Annotated in this window: 20 protein-coding genes; 14 read left to right on the top strand and 6 right to left on the bottom strand. The window is 64.2% G+C overall.

Features of this window, described 5'->3' with window-relative positions:
• Positions 1-88 precede the first annotated feature (88 nt).
• Together J5M71_RS13965 and J5M71_RS13970 are read right to left on the bottom strand one after the other, a co-directional pair.
• Positions 89-808 carry an OmpA family protein gene (locus J5M71_RS13965; RefSeq protein ID WP_207832902.1) on the bottom strand — a complete coding sequence of 240 codons (720 nt, stop codon included), beginning with the start codon at positions 806-808 and terminating at the stop codon, positions 89-91.
• Between the two features lie 89 nt (positions 809-897).
• Positions 898-1590, bottom strand: coding sequence for an OmpA family protein (locus tag J5M71_RS13970; RefSeq protein ID WP_063913119.1), 693 nt, complete (start codon positions 1588-1590; stop codon positions 898-900).
• A gap of 159 nt (positions 1591-1749) precedes the next feature.
• Between J5M71_RS13970 and J5M71_RS13975 the strand changes: the two genes are divergently transcribed.
• The 4 genes from J5M71_RS13975 to J5M71_RS13990 are packed head-to-tail and all read left to right on the top strand — an operon-like array spanning position 1750 to position 3416.
• Entirely contained in the window at positions 1750-2244 is a 495-nt protein-coding gene (locus tag J5M71_RS13975) for a DUF6231 family protein (protein ID WP_207832904.1), read from the top strand.
• Positions 2245-2246: 2 nt separating this feature from the next.
• A complete protein-coding gene (locus J5M71_RS13980; protein ID WP_063913121.1) occupies positions 2247-2723 on the top strand; it encodes a YchJ family protein in 477 nt (158 codons plus the stop codon).
• Positions 2724-2725: 2 nt separating this feature from the next.
• Complete coding sequence (locus J5M71_RS13985; protein WP_207832906.1) at positions 2726-3211, top strand: LEA type 2 family protein; 486 nt, start codon at positions 2726-2728, stop codon at positions 3209-3211.
• Positions 3212-3218: 7 nt separating this feature from the next.
• Positions 3219-3416 (top strand): SEC-C metal-binding domain-containing protein, encoded by a 198-nt coding sequence (locus J5M71_RS13990; protein WP_003258907.1) that lies wholly within the window; start codon positions 3219-3221, stop codon positions 3414-3416.
• Between the two features lie 62 nt (positions 3417-3478).
• Here the strand turns inward: J5M71_RS13990 and J5M71_RS13995 are convergent, their stop codons facing one another.
• Entirely contained in the window at positions 3479-4675 is a 1197-nt protein-coding gene (locus J5M71_RS13995; RefSeq protein WP_207832908.1) for an MFS transporter, read from the bottom strand.
• Positions 4676-4830: 155 nt separating this feature from the next.
• Between J5M71_RS13995 and J5M71_RS14000 the strand changes: the two genes are divergently transcribed.
• The 4 genes from J5M71_RS14000 to J5M71_RS14015 all read left to right on the top strand — a co-directional run bounded on the left by J5M71_RS14000 (position 4831) and on the right by J5M71_RS14015 (position 10787).
• Complete coding sequence (locus J5M71_RS14000) at positions 4831-6171, top strand: PLP-dependent aminotransferase family protein (RefSeq protein ID WP_207832910.1); 1341 nt, start codon at positions 4831-4833, stop codon at positions 6169-6171.
• A 378-nt stretch (positions 6172-6549) separates the two neighbouring features.
• The gene (locus tag J5M71_RS14005) at positions 6550-8991 is read left to right on the top strand and encodes a penicillin acylase family protein (RefSeq protein WP_207832912.1); all 2442 of its coding nucleotides are present in this window, start codon (positions 6550-6552) and stop codon (positions 8989-8991) included.
• 107 nt (positions 8992-9098) lie between these two features.
• Positions 9099-9437, top strand: coding sequence for a hypothetical protein (locus J5M71_RS14010; RefSeq protein WP_207832914.1), 339 nt, complete (start codon positions 9099-9101; stop codon positions 9435-9437).
• A 234-nt stretch (positions 9438-9671) separates the two neighbouring features.
• A complete protein-coding gene (locus J5M71_RS14015; RefSeq protein ID WP_207832917.1) occupies positions 9672-10787 on the top strand; it encodes a succinylglutamate desuccinylase/aspartoacylase family protein in 1116 nt (371 codons plus the stop codon).
• 24 nt (positions 10788-10811) lie between these two features.
• On the opposite strand, the gene J5M71_RS14020 is transcribed toward J5M71_RS14015, so the two are convergent.
• Both J5M71_RS14020 and dcd read right to left on the bottom strand, forming a co-directional pair.
• Complete coding sequence (locus J5M71_RS14020; protein WP_063913128.1) at positions 10812-11039, bottom strand: hypothetical protein; 228 nt, start codon at positions 11037-11039, stop codon at positions 10812-10814.
• Positions 11040-11133: 94 nt separating this feature from the next.
• Complete coding sequence (gene dcd / locus J5M71_RS14025; protein WP_003258001.1) at positions 11134-11700, bottom strand: dCTP deaminase; 567 nt, start codon at positions 11698-11700, stop codon at positions 11134-11136.
• Between the two features lie 327 nt (positions 11701-12027).
• On the opposite strand from dcd, the gene J5M71_RS14030 reads away from it, so the two are divergent.
• Positions 12028-12237: a cold-shock protein gene (locus J5M71_RS14030; RefSeq protein ID WP_003254922.1), complete on the top strand. Its 210-nt coding sequence runs from the start codon at positions 12028-12030 to the stop codon at positions 12235-12237.
• 167 nt (positions 12238-12404) lie between these two features.
• Here J5M71_RS14030 and apbC read toward each other — a convergent pair whose 3' ends face one another.
• Complete coding sequence (gene apbC, locus J5M71_RS14035; RefSeq protein ID WP_016713757.1) at positions 12405-13499, bottom strand: iron-sulfur cluster carrier protein ApbC; 1095 nt, start codon at positions 13497-13499, stop codon at positions 12405-12407.
• Between the two features lie 158 nt (positions 13500-13657).
• On the opposite strand from apbC, the gene metG reads away from it, so the two are divergent.
• From metG to J5M71_RS14060, 5 genes are all read left to right on the top strand, one after another.
• The gene (metG, locus tag J5M71_RS14040; protein WP_063913130.1) at positions 13658-15697 is read left to right on the top strand and encodes a methionine--tRNA ligase; all 2040 of its coding nucleotides are present in this window, start codon (positions 13658-13660) and stop codon (positions 15695-15697) included.
• A 152-nt stretch (positions 15698-15849) separates the two neighbouring features.
• Entirely contained in the window at positions 15850-16398 is a 549-nt protein-coding gene (locus J5M71_RS14045) for an Rnf-Nqr domain containing protein (RefSeq protein ID WP_207832919.1), read from the top strand.
• Positions 16395-17369, top strand: a complete 975-nt coding sequence (locus J5M71_RS14050; protein WP_207832921.1) for an RnfABCDGE type electron transport complex subunit D — start codon at positions 16395-16397, stop codon at positions 17367-17369. The genes J5M71_RS14045 and J5M71_RS14050 overlap by 4 nt, the downstream gene beginning before the upstream one ends.
• Positions 17366-17968 carry an RnfABCDGE type electron transport complex subunit G gene (locus tag J5M71_RS14055; RefSeq protein ID WP_207832923.1) on the top strand — a complete coding sequence of 201 codons (603 nt, stop codon included), beginning with the start codon at positions 17366-17368 and terminating at the stop codon, positions 17966-17968. The genes J5M71_RS14050 and J5M71_RS14055 overlap by 4 nt, the downstream gene beginning before the upstream one ends.
• Positions 17961-18485 (top strand): Rnf-Nqr domain containing protein, encoded by a 525-nt coding sequence (locus J5M71_RS14060; RefSeq protein ID WP_207832925.1) that lies wholly within the window; start codon positions 17961-17963, stop codon positions 18483-18485. The genes J5M71_RS14055 and J5M71_RS14060 overlap by 8 nt, the downstream gene beginning before the upstream one ends.
• Positions 18486-18488: the final 3 nt, after the last annotated feature.

The raw sequence follows: 18488 nt of genomic DNA on the forward strand, positions 1-18488 counted from the left end.
CATGGATTGTTGTTATGTCGAGACGGCCCGTTCGAGCGGGCCGTGCGACCAACATTAACTGCAATGCCAAGGCAGGCGCCAGCACCGCTCAGTTGAGGTGCAGCTCCACCCGTCGGTTGCGGGCGCGGCCCTCCTCGCTTTCGTTGTCGGTAAGCGGTTCACTCTCGCCGCGCCCCTGACTGGTGACCTTGCCCGGCGCCAGCCCCTGGCCGATCAAGTACTCGGCCACGCTGCCGGCGCGGCGCTCGGAAAGCGCCTGGTTATAGCTGTCGGAGCCTACGTTGTCGGTATGCCCGATCACGCTGACCTTGGTCACCGTCGGTGAATCCAGTTTCGCCACCAGGCCCTGCAGGCGCTGTTGGGCCGCCGGGGTCAGCTCGGCGGAGTCGAAGGCGAACATCACTGCGCCGTTGTCATCCAGGATGATCACCTCTGGCGAGGGTTCAGGTTCAGTGGCAGGCGGCGATGCGGGGTACACTTTCAACGGGCAACCCATGTGGTCGACCGTAGTGTTGGCAGGGGTATCGGGGCAACGATCGCGGCGGTCGAAAATGCCGTCGCCATCTTCGTCACCATCCTGGGCGTAACAGATCAGGCCCCCGGCAATGGCACCAAGGGCACCGCCGCCGGCCGCCCAGCTTGAACTTTCGATGGCCCCCAGGCCACCACCGACCAGGCCGCCGAGCAGGCTGCAGATGGGCCAGGTCCTTTGGTTGAGGGGCGCGCTGCCATCGCTGTGGGTGGCGCAGCCCGTGAGCAGGCTGGCAGCCACCAACAGCGGCAGCGCCGCCTTCGACGTCACACTCATGCTGAATGCTCCTGTGTCATTGGCCACTAACGGCTGACCGCCGTCAAGGCACGCCCGTGCCACTGCTCAAGGCACGGGCGCACGCCGTTCTACCGCTGGATCTTGATCTCGGTACGGCGGTTCATGGCACGCCCGTCGGCCGTGGCGTTGTCGGCCACCGGCTGGGTTTCACCGGCACCGACCACCGACACGAAGCTGCTGCGCGGCACACCGCTCTCGACCAGGTAATCGGTCACCGAGTGGGCACGGCGCTCGGACAGTTTCTGGTTGTAGCTGTCGGAGCCGACGCTGTCGGTATGGCCGCTGACGCTCAGGCGGGCAGACGGCGCTTCCTGCTTCAGGCGCGTGGCAATGGTGTTCAGGCGCTCCTTGTCGCTGGCGGTCAGGCGCGCAGAGTCAAACTCGAAGTGCACATCGCGGATGACGATGACTTCTTCCTTCTGCACCACCACTTCCTCCACCACCGCAGCCGGCTGCGGCGGGCAACCGTTGGCATCCACCTGCACACCACGCGGGGTGCCAGGGCACTTGTCACGGCTGTCCGGCACGCCGTCGCCATCCTCGTCACCATCGCCATGGGCCCAGCAATAGCCCGCCGCCAGGCCACCGCCCAGCAACGCGCCCCAGCCAGCCCAGCTGGAACTCTCGATGGCGCCCAGGGCAGCGCCGCCTACACCCCCGACGGCAGCACATTTCGGCCAGTCGGTCTTTTGCAAACCTGCACAACCAGTCAACACACTGGTGAGCAGGACCAGGGGTATCGCTGTGCGTACTATGCTCATTTCATTGCTTCTCCTAGGGGGAATCGGCATAAGGCCGATCTCTGGGAGTAAAGACCGAGCATTTGATCCCTGCCACCAATAAGCCACGACACGGTCACATGCCTCTTTGCCCGCACGCTGCGGCCCGCTAGTCTTGGACGACTTCAACGAGGATTGCCAATGACCGACGGTTTTTCCCAGCGCACCCCGCAGCAGGCCCTGGCGGCCCTGCTGGAGCGCTTCACCCCGCAACGCCTGCTGCTGGTAGGCACGCGCTTCCCGGCGCTGGACGCTTTCGCCCAGGCGCACCCACAGGTAACCATCGCCACTGCCGCCCCAGGCCCGCTACCGGCCGAACTGGCAGCCCAGCGCTTTGACCTGGCGGTACTGGTGGACTGCCTGGAGCACCTGCCCAAACGCACCGGCCTGGAACTGCTCGGTGGCATTCGCAACCTCAATGCCAGCCGGGTCGCGGTGCTGACCGACCTGGCCGCCTGTGGCTGGCAAGACACCGATTTCTTTGCCCTGGCCCTGTCGGCCAGCGAGAAATTCCGCCGTGACCAGCAGGTGTTGAGCCTGTTCACCTATGATCTACATGACTACAAACAGGTACCGGACTGGCTCAACGCCAAGTTCTGGGCCAACCCTGAAAACTTCGGCAAGTACTGGTGGTGATGATGAGTGTCTCGGTCTGCCCTTGTGGCAGTGGCAACCTGCTCGAAGCCTGCTGCGGGCATTACCATGCCGGCACCCCGGCACCGGATGCCCAGGCCCTGATGCGCTCGCGCTACAGTGCCTACGTGCTGGGCCTGGTCGACTACCTGGTGGCCACCACCCTGCCGGCCCAGCAAGCCGGCCTGGACCGCGCCGCCATGGCCGCCTGGAGTGCCCAGAGCACCTGGCTGGGCCTGGAGGTGGAAAGCGCAGAAGTGCTGGGCGGCCAGCCGGAGCACGGTTTCGTCACCTTTACCGCTCGCTGGCACGACCAGGAGGGCGACCATCAGCACCGCGAGCGCTCGGCATTCGTCCAGCATGCCGGGCGCTGGTACTTCATCGACCCCACGGTCGGGCTCAAGGCCGGGCGCAACGACCCCTGCCCCTGCGCCAGCGGCCAGAAGTTCAAGAAATGCTGCGCCAGTTACGTGGGTAGCTGAACATGATCGCCCGCCCCCGCCCGCTGCTGTTCGCCGCCCTGATGGCATGGCTGGCACTGCTGGCGGGCTGCGCCAGCTGGGGCGGTGATGACTGGCGCGAGCCCGAGGTGCACCTGGTCAAGGTGGAGACAGTCAAGGCCAGGTTGCTGGAGCAGGAGTTCGTGCTGCACCTGCGGGTCGACAACCCCAATGACAGCCGCCTGTTCATCCGCAACCTGTCGTATGCCATACGCCTCAACGACCTGTTGCTGGTGCAGGATGAAACCAGCCTGTGGCGCAGTGTCGGCGGGCATGCCCGGCGCACCTTCAAGATCACCGCGCGGACCAACCTGTGGCAGCACCTGAAACCGCTGGCCAAGCTGCTGAAAAGCGAGCAACCGTTGCATTACAACCTGCAGGGCGAGCTGGCGACCGGGTTGCTCATCCATCGGGACCTGCACTTGTCGCGCAGTGGTGAGATAATCCCCGGCGATTACAACCCGGAGTAACCCTGCAATGTCCCAACAACCCCACGTTCATGGCCCTGACTGCAACCACGATCATGATCACCACCACGATCATGGCCATGTACACGGCCCGCACTGCAACCACGGCCACCAGGAGCCGGTACGCAACGCCCTGAAAGACGTTGGCCGTAACGACCCTTGCCCGTGCGGTAGCCAGAAAAAGTTCAAGAAGTGCCACGGCGCCTGACCTGAACAGCACTTGCGCGTCCCTGCTACGGGCCGCGCTGTGGGTAGTCGGGGCCTTCCTGCCTAGCTGGCCCTTGCAGGCCCGGCTACCTTGCGCTGCAGCACCCCGGCGGTGGCCATGAGCAGCACGATGCACAGGGCCATGCAAATGGCATTGGTGCCGTCCCAGCCGACCGAGCCCAGCAACAGCGACGGGCTGAATGCGCCAATGGTCGCGAACACCGCAATGGCCAGATCGTTTTTCCCCTGCATCTGCATCGCAGCCGGGCTGTTTTGCAGCGTTTGCGCCAACAGCGCCCCTCCACCCACGTAGGTCAGGTTCCAGCCCAGACCGAGGGCTATCAGCGCCAAGGTCATCATCGCGTAGCTGTGCGACCATATGTTCATGGCCGTGCAACCGATCAACAGGCCCAGGCCTAGACAGATGGTGGCCCTGATCCCGAGCTTGTGGATGATGGCGCCAGTGAAGAACGACGGGGCGAACATGGCAATCACATGCCATTGAATCGCCAGGCGAACGTCGGAAAAGTCCTCATGCATGTGTTTCATGTGCATCGACGCCTGGATCATCAGCAAATTCATGATTCCGTAGCCCAGCGCGGCCACTGCCATGGCCAAGGCGACCACCGGGCTCAGCGGCTCAGCGGCTGTACCAGCCGGTTTCGCTGCACGGTCGGTATCGGCGATACCGCTGTCGTCGGGCAGGCAAACCGCTATCAGCAAGGACATCACCGCCAGGCCGACAAAGGCGGCGTAACACAGCGAAAACAACGGATACCCGCCAAGGTCGCGCAGCCATTCGGTGAGCGCCGGCCCGACCACGGCAGCGATCACCCCACCTGCCACGACCAGCGAAAGCGCTCTTGGCTTCAGGTTCTGGGCCAGATTGTCGGTGGCCGCGAAGCGGTTGAAGTTGGCAAACGCAATGTAGATGCCCAATGCCGAATGACTGACCACCAGCGTCGGGAAGTGCTGGTACAGCACGGCCAGATAGCCGGTGATGCCGGACACCGCCAAAGGTATCGAGCCCAGCATGAACGCCCGCTTGCGGCCGATACGGCTCATCAGCCCGGAGACCGGGTAGGTAGCCAGCATCATGCAGAGAAACTGAAAACCGTAAGGCACCGTGGACCACGTGGCGGCAGGTGCCAGTGCCGCCCCGACAATGGCCGCCATGGTCACGGACATGACCGCAGTCGTCAGATTGATCGATTGCGCGGTGAAAAACAGATAAGTGCGCCGCGGTAGTGTGCTCGACATAGCGTGTGCTCACGGTAGGTGGACGGGGTGATTTCGACATCGCGAAAAGTGCCGACAGCTGCATGGTCGCATCTGCCGCGCTCTGAAATGCGAACAGTCGACGCGCTTTCCGGTTAACTGTTAGGCTATTTTTTCTAACAGTTGCAGGACCCGACATGCGCCCGCATAGCCTTCATGACCAGTTGAAACAGCGCCTTGAAGCCGGCGAATGGCTGCCTGGGCAGCGCATGCCGTCCATCCGCAAGCTGAAGGCGGCGGTCAACTGCAGTTACCACGATGTCGTCTCCAGCTATGCCCGGCTGGTCAGCGAAGGTGTGTTGACCGCCATTCCTGGCCGCGGCTACTTCGTCGCCAGCCATACACGGCAAACCGGCACGGTGGATGCGCCCACAGGCATGGCCGGCGACCCATTGTTCAGGCTGCTGCAGGGGGGCCAGCACTACACCAAACTGGGCAGCGGCTGGCTGCCACCCGCCTGGCGTGACACCGAGCTGCTGGCCAAGGCGATTCGGCGCACGGCGCGGCTGGAGCAGAGTTCGCTGGCGGAATATGGCGACATCCAGGGCTACCTGCCCATGCGCAAACAGCTGTGCGTGCACTTGAAACGCCTGACCCGTGTCGATGCCCAGCCAGGCCAGTTGCTGACCACTCTGGGCGCCACGCAAGCGCTGGACCTGGTGGCGCGGTTGCTGATCAAGCCAGGCGATCACGTGTTCGTCGACGAGCCCGGCAATGGCAACCTGATCAAGCTGATCCAGTTGGCCGGTGGCCACGTGGTCGGGGTGCGGCGAACCCAGGACGGACCGAACGTGGAAGACATGAAAGAGCACCTGGCCAGGCACAAGGTCAAGGCGTTCTTCTGCAACAGCACCTTCCACAACCCGACCGGCGGCAATATCAGCCCGCACAATGCCTTCAGCATCTTGCGTCTGGCGGTGGAACACGACTTCTTCGTGGTCGAGGATGATGTCTACGGCGACTTCAGCCCGGGCGTGCGCCAGACCTTTGCCGAACTGGACAACCTTGAGCGGGTCATCTACATCGGCAGCTTCTCCAAATGCCTGTCCGCTTCATTGCGCGTGGGCTACATCGCCTGCTCGACCGACCTGATAGAGCCGCTGACACGCCTGAAACTGCTGACCTGCGTGGCGGTGCCGGCGTTTTGCGAACGCTTCGTCAACACCATCCTGTCCGACGGCACCTATGCCCGGCACATGCAAGACCTGCAGCAGCGCCTGATCCGCCAGCAGGCCCAGACCCAACGGTTGTTAAGGGAACGTGGCTGGCAGTTCGACATAACGCCGCAAGGCGGCATGTTCCTGTGGGTCTACCACCCCGAACTGGCCGACCTGCAGCCCTTCATGCATCGCCTGGAACAGCACAAGGTGCTGTTGATGCCAGGCTCGGCCTTTGCCGTCAGCCGTGACTATCAACGCCATGCGCGCATCAACTGCACGCACTTTTCCGACGCCGTGGCCGAGCATTTCAAGGTTTGAGTGCCTGTCTTGAGTTTTGAGAGGGTGCGTAAATCGAGCGCCGCCCGCGCGGCGCATCGCGAGCGAAGCTCGCTCCTACATCTGTTTCGGGCCAGTATCGCCTGTGCCAGCGCACGCGACCGCCTTGTTTGTACGACGCGATATCGAGCCATGCGCCAAGGCGTTCGCGCGCAAATCCCACAGGAATAATTGGCCCGAAACAAATGTAGGAGCGAGCTTCGCTCGCGATGCGCCGTGCGGGCGGCGCTCGATCCCACAGGCGCCACACACCCCACGCCAAGCACAAAAAATAAAGCGCCCAGGGACCTTGCACGGCGCCTGCGCGCTAACTACCTTAGCGCCTTTCCAAAACCGCCACGCCTTGCAGGAGCCCTTGTCATGGCCGCCCCCGCCTTTCCTCCCTTCCGCCCGCGGTTCGCAACCGCTGCCACGCTGCTCGGCATGCTCGGGCTGGCCGGCTGCCAGACGGGCGGCTACCAGGACAGCGTGCCACAGACCAGCGGCGTGCAGCCGCTCAAGGGCCTGGCGCAGAACGTCTCGGTACGGCGCAACGCCATGGGCGCGCCACTGATCGAAAGCAGCAGCTTCCATGACGCCCTGTTCAGCCTGGGCTATGTGCACGCCGGCGACCGCATCGAGCAGATGGTCGCCATGCGCCTGCTGGCCCAGGGCCGGCTGGCCGAGCTGGCCGGCAGCGACGCGCTGGACATCGACCGCCTGATGCGCGCGGCCAACCTCAAGCAGAGCGCCGCCCAGCAGTACGCCGATGCCTCGCCACGGCTCAAGCGCTTCTTCGAAGTGTATGCACGCGGGGTCAACGCCTACCTGTTCCGCTACCGCGACAAGCTGCCCGCCGGCCTGGCCAGCAGTGGCTACCGCCCCGAGTACTGGAAGCCCGAAGACTCGGCCCTGATCTTCAGCCTGTACGCCTTCAGCCAGTCGGTGAACCTGCAGGAAGAACTGAGCGCCCTGGCCCTGGCGCAGAAAGCCGGCAGCGACAAACTGGCCTGGCTGCTGCCCGGCGCCCCGGACGAGCCGTTGGCCGAAGCCGAAGTGGACAAGCTCAAGGGCCTGAACCTGGCCAGCCAGTTACCGGGCCTGCCGGCCCTGGCGGCTGCCAGCCAGAAGCTCGCCGACCTCGACCTTCTGGGCAGCCCTGGCTCGGCCAACCTGGCCCTGGCGCCGCAGCGCAGCCACAGCGGCAAGAGCCTGCTGGCCAGCGACAGCCGAGCTGCCTGGGCCCTGAGCCCGGTGCAGATCCACACCGGCAAGTACCAGGTCGCCGGCCTGTCGTTGCCCGGCCTGCCGATCGTGCTGGCCGGCTACAACGGCAAGCTGGCCTGGAGCAGCAGCGCGGTCATGGCCGACAACCAGGACCTGTACCTGGAGCAACTGCGCCAGCAGGGCAGCCAGCTGAGCTACCTGGCCGACGGCAAATGGCTGCCGGCCCGCGCCCGTAGCGAAACCTTCTTCGTCCGCGGCCAGCGCCCACTGCGCGAGGTGATGTACGACACCCGCCACGGCACCCTGCTGGCCCAGCCAGGCAATGCCAGCCTCGGCCTGGCGCTGAACCTGCCTCAGTTCAAGGGCGACCGCAGCCTGGATGCACTGTTCGACCTGACCCGGGCCAAGAGCGTGGAGCGAGCCTTCGACAGTACCCGTGAAGTGACCGCCGCCGCCCTCAACTTCATCTTTGCCGAACCCGAGCACATCGGCTGGCAAGTCAGTGGGCGCTACCCCAACCGCCGCGAAGGCCAGGGCCTGCTGCCCTCGCCGGGCTGGGACGGGCGCTACGACTGGGACGGCTATGCCGACCCGATGCTGCACCCTTACGACCAGGACCCGCCCGCCGGCTGGATCGGCCACGCCAACCAGCGCAGCCTGCCGCGTGGCTATGGCATGCAGCTGTCCAGCACCTGGTACTACCCCGAACGCGCCGAACGTCTGGCCCAGCTGGCCGGCAATGGCCGTCACGACAGCCGCAGCCTGATGGCCCTGCAGAACGACCAGACCACCCTGCTGGCCGACAAGCTCAAGCAGATGTTCGACGCCCCCGGCATGGCCCAGCCACTCAAGCAGGCCATCGACGCCCTGCCCGCCGCACAGCGCGACAAGGCGCGGGACGCGCTGGCCCGGCTCAAGGCCTTCGATGGCCGCCTGAGCCCGGTATCGAGCGATGCCGCATTGTACGAACTGTTCCTCCAGGAAGTGGCCCGGCAAACCTTCCTCGACGACCTGGGCCCGGAATCCGGCCCGGCCTGGCAGGCCTTCGTCAGCAATGCGCGGTTGTCGTTCTCGGCACAGGCAGACCACCTGCTGGGCCGCGACGACAGCCCGTTCTGGGATGACCGCAGCACCCCGCAGAAGGAAGACAAGCCGGCCATCCTGGCCCGCAGCCTGGCTGGCGCAGTGGATGCCGGCACTGCGCAACTGGGTGCCGACCGCCGCGCCTGGCAGTGGGGCAAGCTGCACCAGTACCGCTGGCCGGCACCGGCCTACCACGGCCTGGGCGATACCATCAGCCGCTCGCCGCTGGCTGCCGGTGGCGACTTCACCACCCTGGCCCTGACGCCATACGCCTGGGGCAGTGACTTCGACACCCGCCTGCCGGCGTCGGCACGGATGATCGTCGACTTCGGCCAGGCCGAGCCGTTGCAGGTGCTGACCAGCAGCGGACAGTCCGGTAACCCGGCCAGCAAGCATTACAGCGACGGCCTGGACGCCTGGTTCAAGGGGCGCTTCATGAGCCTGCCGCTGCAGCAGCAGAACTTCGGGCGAGCGTATGGCAACCAGCGGCTGACGCTAGTACCGGCTCGCTAAGGGTTAAGGTTCCAACTCCTTATCCTCCATCCAGGTCTTTAACCTCCTCCGGACCGCGTGTGCTGTATCGGAACACGCGGTTTCCATTCATTTAGAGGATGTTCGTCATGACCACTGAAACCCTGAAGATCGAAGTCTCCTGGCCAGAAACGCAAGAAATTCCAGATGGCAGCACCATCGAGTTACAGCTGTGGGCCGGTGATGAAAATGCAAGCTACAGCATGATCGACGTTGAAATTTGCAAACCGGCAGTTACCTCACCGGTCACCTTTGAAGTTCCTGTCAATGTACAGGAACTGCAAATTGAAGACGGTACCTCCAGCTGGGACTACTTCCACACATCTCCCAGGCTGGTGCAGGGAGGGTTGATCAAGAATATCGCCTACGCAGAAAAGACCAGCGTGGCGGAGGCCTTGGCATCCGGCTGGAAAATGTCCTTGCGCTGAGCAGTGACTGACTAGTAATGGCCATCGCCCCTCCCCTGGGTGCGATGGCCGCTGGACAAGCCGGTGCAAGAGGCAGATGACCTGGCGACCTTGGCAGGCATTGCACGCCTGCAGTAGCCAAGTTGCCTGTACCGGCCGAACACATCCGGAATGAGGCAGACGCGGCAAATCTATGCTTCTATCTGTGTGCCGACCCGTGTCGCAGACCGTTTTCGCCACGCAGCCAGGACCACCATGCACCATTCAACCCACGACCTGCTTTCCCCCGTTCCGGGCGTCACGCGCCAACTGCACAGTTTCCACTTCGGCCCCCGCGGTGGCGGCAAGGTCTATATCCAGGCCTCGCTGCATGCCGACGAGCTGCCCGGCATGCTGGTAGCCTGGCACCTCAAGCGCCACCTGGGCGAACTGGAACAGCAAGGCCGCCTGCAGCGCGAGATCATCCTGGTCCCGGTAGCCAACCCGGTTGGCCTGGAACAGGTGCTGCTGGACGCGCCACTGGGGCGTTTCGAGCTGCAAAGCGGAGAAAACTTCAACCGTAATTTCGTCGATCTGTCGGACAACATCGGCGACCAGATCGAACAGCACCTGACCGAGGATCCAGCACACAACCTTGAGCTGATCCGCGAATACCTGCGCCGAGGGCTGGACGCACACCCCGCGCGCACCCCGCTACAGGCTCAGCGCCTGATTCTGCAACGCCTGGCCTGCGATGCCGACATGGTGCTGGACCTGCACTGCGACTTCGAGGCAGTCGAACACCTGTACACCACGCCAGACGCCTGGCCGCAAATCGAACCGCTGGCCCGCTATCTGGGAGCCCAGGCCAGCCTGCTGGCCACCGACTCGGGCGGGCAGTCGTTCGATGAATGCTTCAGCCTGGTCTGGTGGCAGTTGCAGCAACGCTTCGGCAAGCGTTTCCCGATCCCGCTGGGCTGCTGCTCGGTCACCGTGGAGCTGCGTGGCCAGGCAGATGTCAGCCACGACCTGGCCAGCAAGGACTGCCAGGCGATCCTCGACTTCCTGACCCACGCGGGGGTGATTGAAGGTGCCGCAGCCGCCCTGCCCGCCTTGCGCTGCCCGGCCACGCCGCTGGCCGCCGTCGAACCGGTGATAGCGCCACTGGGGGGGCTACTGGTGTACCACGCCAGACCGGGGCAGCATCTTGAGGCCGGCCAGCTGATTGCCGAAGTCATCGACCCACTCAACGACCGGGTGACTGCCGTGCACAACAGCCAGCCCGGCCTGCTGTATGCCCGCAGCGTGCGGCGCATGGCAACTGCCGGCATGGTCATCGCCCATGTCGCCGGCGAGCAGGTATGCCGCAGCGGTTATCTGCTGGGTAACTGACCAGGCAAACCGTTGCCGCGTTGCTCAGGCCACAGGCGCGGGTGGCGGCTCGTCAGGCAGGGTCGGCTCGCCCGGCTCCATAGGTGGCTTTTCACCGGGGTCCGGTGGCTGCGGGTCATCGGGATCTGGCTGGTGAGGTACGCCCCCCGCTTGCATAGGCAACGGGTACGCCAGCAATGACCATGGCAGCAAACCGACGTGGTTGGGCTGCAGGCCAGCCAGCTTGGCACTGATTGCGGGGTGGAGTTTCATTGGCAGCTCCTGGCGAGAGCCGTTGCGCATCATGCGCACCGGCGTTACCCATTGGAGTGCCAAAGGCGCGGGGAAATTCCCCGCGCTCGTCGGCTCAGGTACGCGGCAGGGTGACGCCGCGCTGGCCCTGGTACTTGCCGCCACGGTCCTTGTACGACACTTCGCATTCTTCGTCGGACTGCAGGAACAGCATCTGTGCCACACCTTCGTTGGCGTAGATCTTCGCCGGCAGCGTGGTGGTGTTGGAGAACTCCAGCGTCACGTGGCCTTCCCACTCGGGTTCGAGCGGGGTGACGTTGACGATGATGCCGCAACGGGCGTAGGTGCTCTTGCCCAGGCAGATGGTCAGCACATCGCGCGGAATGCGGAAATACTCGACGGTGCGCGCCAGGGCGAAGGAGTTCGGCGGGATGATGCACACGTCGCTCTTGATGTCGACGAAACTACCGGCATCGAAGTTTTTCGGGTCGACGGTGGCCGAGTTGATGTTGGTAAACACCTTGAATTCATCGGCGCAGCGCACGTCATAGCCGTAGCTGGAGACGCCGAAGGAGATCACCCGGCTGTCCTGTTCGCCGCGCACCTGGCGCTCGACGAACGGTTCGATCATGCCGTGTTCCTGCGCCATGCGGCGAATCCACTTGTCCGATTTGATGCTCATGGCGGGGTGTCCTGAAGAGTTGCGAGGGGAAAAACCAGACGCGCATCTTACCGGTCCCCGCGCCCGGGTTAAAGTTCCTTGCCTCATCCCGCGCCGGGCGGGGGCTGCAGCCGCCGTCGATCCGAATTTGCGTAAAGCGCCTTCTGACCATTGGCAGGTTGCGGAAAGTGGGGTAAGGTGACGCCACTGTGCTGCACGTGACACCGAGAATCTCTAGTTTGATGCACGATCCTGATCGGCCCATCGCTGAATTTTCTGCTCTCTTTGCGCTCAGTCCCGGCCAGGGTTTTTCCTGACCGTTATCAAATTGTCCAAGGAGACAGAAAAATGTCCAACCGTCAATCCGGTGTTGTTAAGTGGTTCAACGATGAGAAAGGCTACGGCTTCATCACCCCTCAGTCGGGCGACGACCTGTTCGTGCACTTCAAAGCCATCCAAGCTGACGGCTTCAAAACCCTGAAAGAAGGCCAGGCTGTTACTTTCGTCGCTACCCGCGGCCAGAAAGGCATGCAGGCTGAAGAAGTTCAGATCGCCTAAGTCGATCGAAGCTTCCTTGCTTTCAAAAAACCCGCCTTCCGGCGGGTTTTTTTATGCCTGGCCGAAAGACCGAGTCGGCCTCTTTGCGGGTAAACCCGCTCCCACAGGAACAGCGCTGTACCTGTGGGAGCGGGTTTACCCGCGAAGCAGGCGACTCGGTCTGCCAGTCAATCTTCGCTGATGGTAATGCTAGGCATTGCCGGCGCCGCCGCTTCCTGCAGCACGATCCGCGCACCCACCTGACGGGCCAGCTCCTGATAGACCATGGCAATCTGGCTTTCCGGCTCGGCAATCGCCGTCGGCTTGCCGCTATCGGCCTGCTCGCGGATCAGCATCGACAGCGGCAACGACGCCAGCAGGTCGACACCATACTGGCTCGCCAGCTTCTCGCCACCGCCTTCGCCGAACAGGTGCTCGGCATGGCCGCAGTTCGAGCAGATGTGCACAGCCATGTTCTCCACCACGCCCAGCACCGGAATGTTGACCTTGCGGAACATCTCCACGCCCTTCTTGGCGTCCAGCAGGGCCAGGTCCTGCGGGGTGGTGACGATTACCGAGCCGGCCACCGGCACCTTCTGCGCCAGCGTCAGCTGGATGTCACCGGTGCCCGGCGGCATGTCGATCACCAGGTAATCCAGGTCGTCCCAGGCAGTCTGGGTCACCAGCTGCAGCAGCGCGCCGGAAACCATCGGGCCACGCCAGACCATCGGCGTGTTGTCGTCGGTGAGGAACGCCATGGACATGACTTCCACGCCATGGGCCTTGATCGGCACGAACCACTTCTGCTCGCGAATCTGCGGGCGGGTACCTTCGGCGATACCGAACATCACGCCCTGGCTGGGGCCATAGATGTCGGCATCGAGAATGCCCACCCGCGCACCTTCGCGGGCCAGCGCCAGGGCCAGGTTGGCTGCGGTGGTCGACTTGCCCACACCGCCCTTGCCCGAGGCCACGGCGATGATGTTCTTGACGTTGGCCATGGCCGGCACCTGGGCCTGGGCCTTGTGCGCGGCCACCACGCAGTCGATCGACACCTGGGCACTGCTGACGCCCTCGAGGTTGCCGATGGCGGTCTGCAGCACCTGGGCCCAGCCGTTCTTGAACAGCCCTGCGGCATAACCCAGCTGCAACTGCACGCTGACCTGCCCGCCCTGGATATCGATGGCGCGCACGCAGCCGGCGCTGACCGGGTCCTGGTTCAGGTAGGGGTCGGTGTACTGGCGAAGCACGCCTTCGACGGCGGCACGGGTGACGGCACTCATGGAGACTCCCATTGGCAAACTGAATGTAAAACAGACGCCTATCCTAACCCGTCAATCGTCAGCAGATGCTTCTGCTGGGTGAAATATATTCGCCAGCCCTTTATAGTTGCCGATCAACCTCATTTTTACCCCGTCGCCAGATAAGTAGCCGAGCCACCATGTCCGAGCCACGCCAGATTCTCGTCACCAGCGCCCTGCCCTATGCCAATGGATCGATCCATCTTGGCCATATGCTGGAGTACATCCAGACGGACATGTGGGTGCGCTTCCAGAAGCTGCGCGGCAACCAGTGCATCTACGTCTGCGCCGACGACGCCCACGGTTCGGCCATCATGCTGCGCGCCGAGAAGGAAGGCATCACTCCGGAACAGCTGATCGCCAATGTCCAGGCCGAGCACAGCAGCGACTTCGCCGACTTCCTGGTGGATTTCGACAACTTCCACTCCACCCACAGCGAAGAGAACCGCGAGCTGTCGGGCCTGATCTACACGCGCCTGCGTGAAGCCGGGCACATCGCCACCCGTTCGGTGACCCAGTATTTCGACCCGGAAAAGGGCATGTTCCTCGCCGACCGCTTCATCAAGGGCACCTGCCCCAAGTGCGCGGCCGAAGACCAGTACGGCGACAACTGCGAAAAATGCGGCGCTACCTACGCGCCCACCGAGCTGAAGAACCCCAAGTCGGCCATTTCCGGTGCTACCCCGGTACTGCGTGATTCCCAGCACTTCTTCTTCAAGCTGCCGGACTTCCAGGCCATGCTGCAGCAGTGGACCCGTAGCGGCACCCTGCAGGACGCAGTAGCCAACAAGCTGGCCGAATGGCTCGATTCGGGCCTGCAGGAATGGGACATCTCCCGCGACGCGCCATACTTCGGCTTCGAAATCCCGGGCGAGCCAGGCAAGTACTTCTACGTGTGGCTGGATGCGCCGATCGGCTACATGGCCAGCTTCAAGAACCTCTGCGCACGCCGCCCGGAGCTGGACTTCGACGCGTTCTGGAACGAAGGCTCCAAGGCCGAGCTGTACCACTTCATCGGCAAGGACATCGTCAACTTCCACGCCCTGTTCTGGCCAGCCATGCTCGAAGGCGCCGGCTTCCGCAAGCCGAGCGCAGTCAACGTGCACGGCTACCTGACCGTGAACGGCGCCAAGATGTCCAAGTCGCGCGGTACCTTCATCAAGGCCCGCACCTACCTCGACCACCTGCAGCCGGAATACCTGCGTTACTACTACGCGGCCAAGCTGGGCCGTGGCGTCGATGACCTGGACCTGAACCTGGAAGACTTCGTGCAGAAGGTCAACTCCGACCTGGTCGGCAAGGTGGTCAACATCGCCAGCCGTTGCGCCGGTTTCATCCACAAGGGCAACGAAGGCGTGATGGTGGCTGGCGATGCCGCACCGGAGCTGACCGAAGCCTTCCTGGCGGCCGCCCCGTCGATCGCCGATGCCTATGAAGGCCGCGACTTCGGCCGTGCCATGCGCGAAATCATGGCGCTGGCCGACCGCGCCAACGCCTGGATCGCCGACAAGGCTCCATGGTCGCTGGCCAAACAGGAAGGCAAGCAGGATGAAGTGCAGGCCATCTGCGCCCAGGGTATCAACCTGTTCCGCCAGCTGGTGATCTTCCTCAAGCCGGTGCTGCCGGTGCTGGCTGCCGACGCCGAGGCCTTCCTCAACGTGGCCCCGCTGACCTGGAACGACCACCTGTCGCGCCTGGAAAACCACCAGCTGAACCCGTTCAAGGCACTGATGAGCCGCATCGAACCGGCCAAGGTAGAAGCCATGGTCGCCGCCAGCAAGGAAGACCTGCTGGCCGCCGAAGCCAAGGCCCCGGCCGGCAACGGCGAGCTGGCCAAGGACCCACTGTCGGCGGAAATCGAGTTCGACACCTTCGCAGCCGTCGACCTGCGCGTGGCGCTGATCGTCAAGGCCGAAGCCGTACCGGGTGCGGACAAGCTGCTGCAACTGACCCTGGACATCGGTGACGAGCGCCGCAACGTGTTCTCCGGCATCAAGTCGGCCTACCCCGACCCGTCCCAGCTGGAAGGCCGCCTGACCATGATGGTGGCCAACCTCAAGCCACGAAAGATGCGCTTTGGTGTCTCCGAAGGCATGGTCATGGCGGCCGGCCCTGGCGGTGAGGAGATTTACCTGCTGAGCCCGGACAGCGGTGCCAAGCCAGGCCAGCGCATCAAGTAACAAAACCTGCTGGACCTTGTGGGAGCGGGCGTGCCCGCGAAACGGACTGCGCGGTGCATGGCACTGGCGTTGCCGGTGTTCGCTGGCACGCCCGCTCCCACAATGACTCCGGAACCCGGACAATCGCCCCGATTCCCGGCTATCGTCATCTCATGAGCGACTACATCCTGGTCCTGATCAGCGCCGCGCTGGTCAATCACCTGTGCCTGCAACAACAGCCACTCCCCAGGCTGCACCTGCACGTACACGGCCTTGCCTGCGCACTGTGCATCGCCTTGGGCATGTTCGGCGCGCAGCTGCTGTTGCAGGTGGTGCTTGCCCCGCTGCAGGCTCAGGACCTTGCCCTGTTCCTGTTGTTGCCCTGGCTGGCCGTGCTCGCCTGGGGCGTGCCATGGCTGCTGACAAGGTGGCGCCCGACCTGGCCGATGACGGAGTTGCCTGCGTTGCTGTTGAGCAATGCGGCAGTACTGGGGTTGACCCTGCAACAGGCAAGCGACGACAGCACATGGCTCGCCACGCTGCTGCAAGGCCTGCTGGCCGGCGGTGGCTTCTGGCTGGCGTTGGTCTTGTTCGCCGACCTGCGCCAACGCAGCGCCCATGTCGACGTCCCCGGGGCGCTGCGCGGCCTGCCCATCGAACTGCTCGGTGCCGGGGTGATGGCCATGGCGTTTTCCGGCTTCAACGGGCTGTTCGCCCAATGACCGCCAAACCCGACCCGCGGCTACGCACCAGCATGGGCCTGGTGTTGCTGGCCTGCCTGCCTGGCTTGCTGACGCTGTTCTGGCTGCATGGCTGGAGTTTGCTACTGAACCTGTTGCTGTGCGCGAGTGCCGCGCTGCTGTGCGAGGCGTTGCTGCTCACTTTGCGAGCACAACCGCTGCGCATGGCGCTGAACGACGGCAGCGCGCTGGTGACCGCCGTGCTGCTGACCGCCGCCCTGCCCACCCTGGCGCCGTGGTGGTTGCCGGTGGTGGCTGCCAGTGTTGCCATCGGCATCGGCAAACAGGCCTTTGGCGGGGTCGGGCGCAATCTGTTCAACCCGGCCATGGTCGGCTACGCCTTCGCGCTGCTGAGCTTCCCGCTGCAGATGAACCATTGGCCAGGGCCGGCGCCAGGCCTGCTCGACAGCCTGCAGCAGGTGTTCACCGGCAGCGCGCAGATCGATGCCTGGGCCCGGCCGACACTGCTCGACGGCCTGCGCCACAACCGCAGCCTGACCATCGAAGAGCTGTTCGCCAGCCACCCGGGCTTCGGCAGCATCGGTGGGCGGGGCAGCGAATGGGTCAACCTGGCGTTCCTGCTGGGCGGCCTGTTCCTGCTGCAACGCAAGGTGATCACCTGGCATGCACCGGTTGGTTTGCTGGCAGGGTTGCTCCTGTTCAGCCTGCTGGGCTGGAATGGCTCGGGTTCGGACTCAAACGGCTCACCCCTGCTGCACCTGTTCTCCGGCTCGACCATGATGGCGGCGTTCTTCATTGCCACCGAACCGGTGTCCGGCCCCCGGCAGGAGTGGGCGAAGCTAGGGTTCGGCCTGGGAGCGGGCCTGCTGATCTACCTGATCCGCACCTGGGGCAGCTACCCGGACGGTACCGCGTTTGCCATCCTGCTGATGAACCTCATGACGCCAAGCCTCGAACGCCTGGCCGTGCAGCGCCAGCAGGTTGCCCGATGAAGCGCCTGGTACGTGATGTGGGCCTGCTGCTGCTGACCGCGGCACTGGCGCTGTCGGCCACCCTGGCCTGGCGGCACTGGACCAGCACGGCCATCGCCGACGCCGAGAAACAACTGAATAGCCGCCAGCGGCTGGCGGTGCTGCCAGAAGGCAGTTACGACAACCAGCCACTCGACAATCCGCTGCCCAGGCCCGCCGCACAGCGGCCAAACAGCCGTATCCTGGCAGCTTACCGGGCCACCCTGGCGGGCAAACCGGCCGCCATCATCCTGGTCACCCAGGCCCAGGGCTATGCCGGGCCGATCGTGCTGAGCGTGGCCATTGCCGCGGACGGCCGACTGATCGGCAGCCAGCTGGTCGAGCAACAGGAAAGCCCCGGGCTGGGCGCACGCCTGGGTGATCCGCAGGTGAACTGGTTGGGGCAATTTGCCAACCGTCAGTTGGGCGATCACTGGGCGCTGAAGCGCGACCAGGGCGACTTTGACCAGTTGGCCGGGGCAACCGTTACCTCACGGGCAGTGATCGGCGCACTACAGGAAGCGCTGAGTTACTTCGATCAGCAGCGCAGCGTGCTGCTGGAGGGCCCCACGCATGAATAGGTTCTACCTGCTGGGCGCAAGCCTTGTGCCCCTGCTGGGCGCCACCCGGACACTGAGCGAAGGCGCCACCATCGGCGTGTGCGCGGTGCTGATGAGCAGCCTTCACCAACTGTTGCTGGCCCCCCTTCGCCAGCGGCTCACCACCTGGCCCCGTGTGCTGGCCAGCCTGCTGCTGCTGGCGGCCCTGGCCAGTTGCCTGCAACTGGCCCTGCGTGCCTGGCTGCTGCCAACGGCTCTCGCCCTCGGCCACTATCCCGCACTGCTATGCCTGCAATGCCTGGCCACTGACCACCTGCTGCCCGATCAAGGGCGCTGGCGCCTGCTCACCAGTCACCTGTGCACGCTGTTTGCCAGCTGCCTGCTGCTCGGTGCCAGCCGCCAATGGCTGACCGACGGTGCCAGCCTGCATCTGGCCAGCCTGGCCCCCGGCGCCTTGCTACTGCTCGGACTGCTGTTGGCCTTGTACAATCGCCTGCGTCCGGGCCCTGCCCAACCACGTCGTCAAGGAAAGCGCTGATTT

Origin of the sequence: Pseudomonas sp. 43(2021), assembly GCF_017490805.1 — a bacterium.
Lineage (GTDB): Bacteria > Pseudomonadota > Gammaproteobacteria > Pseudomonadales > Pseudomonadaceae > Aquipseudomonas.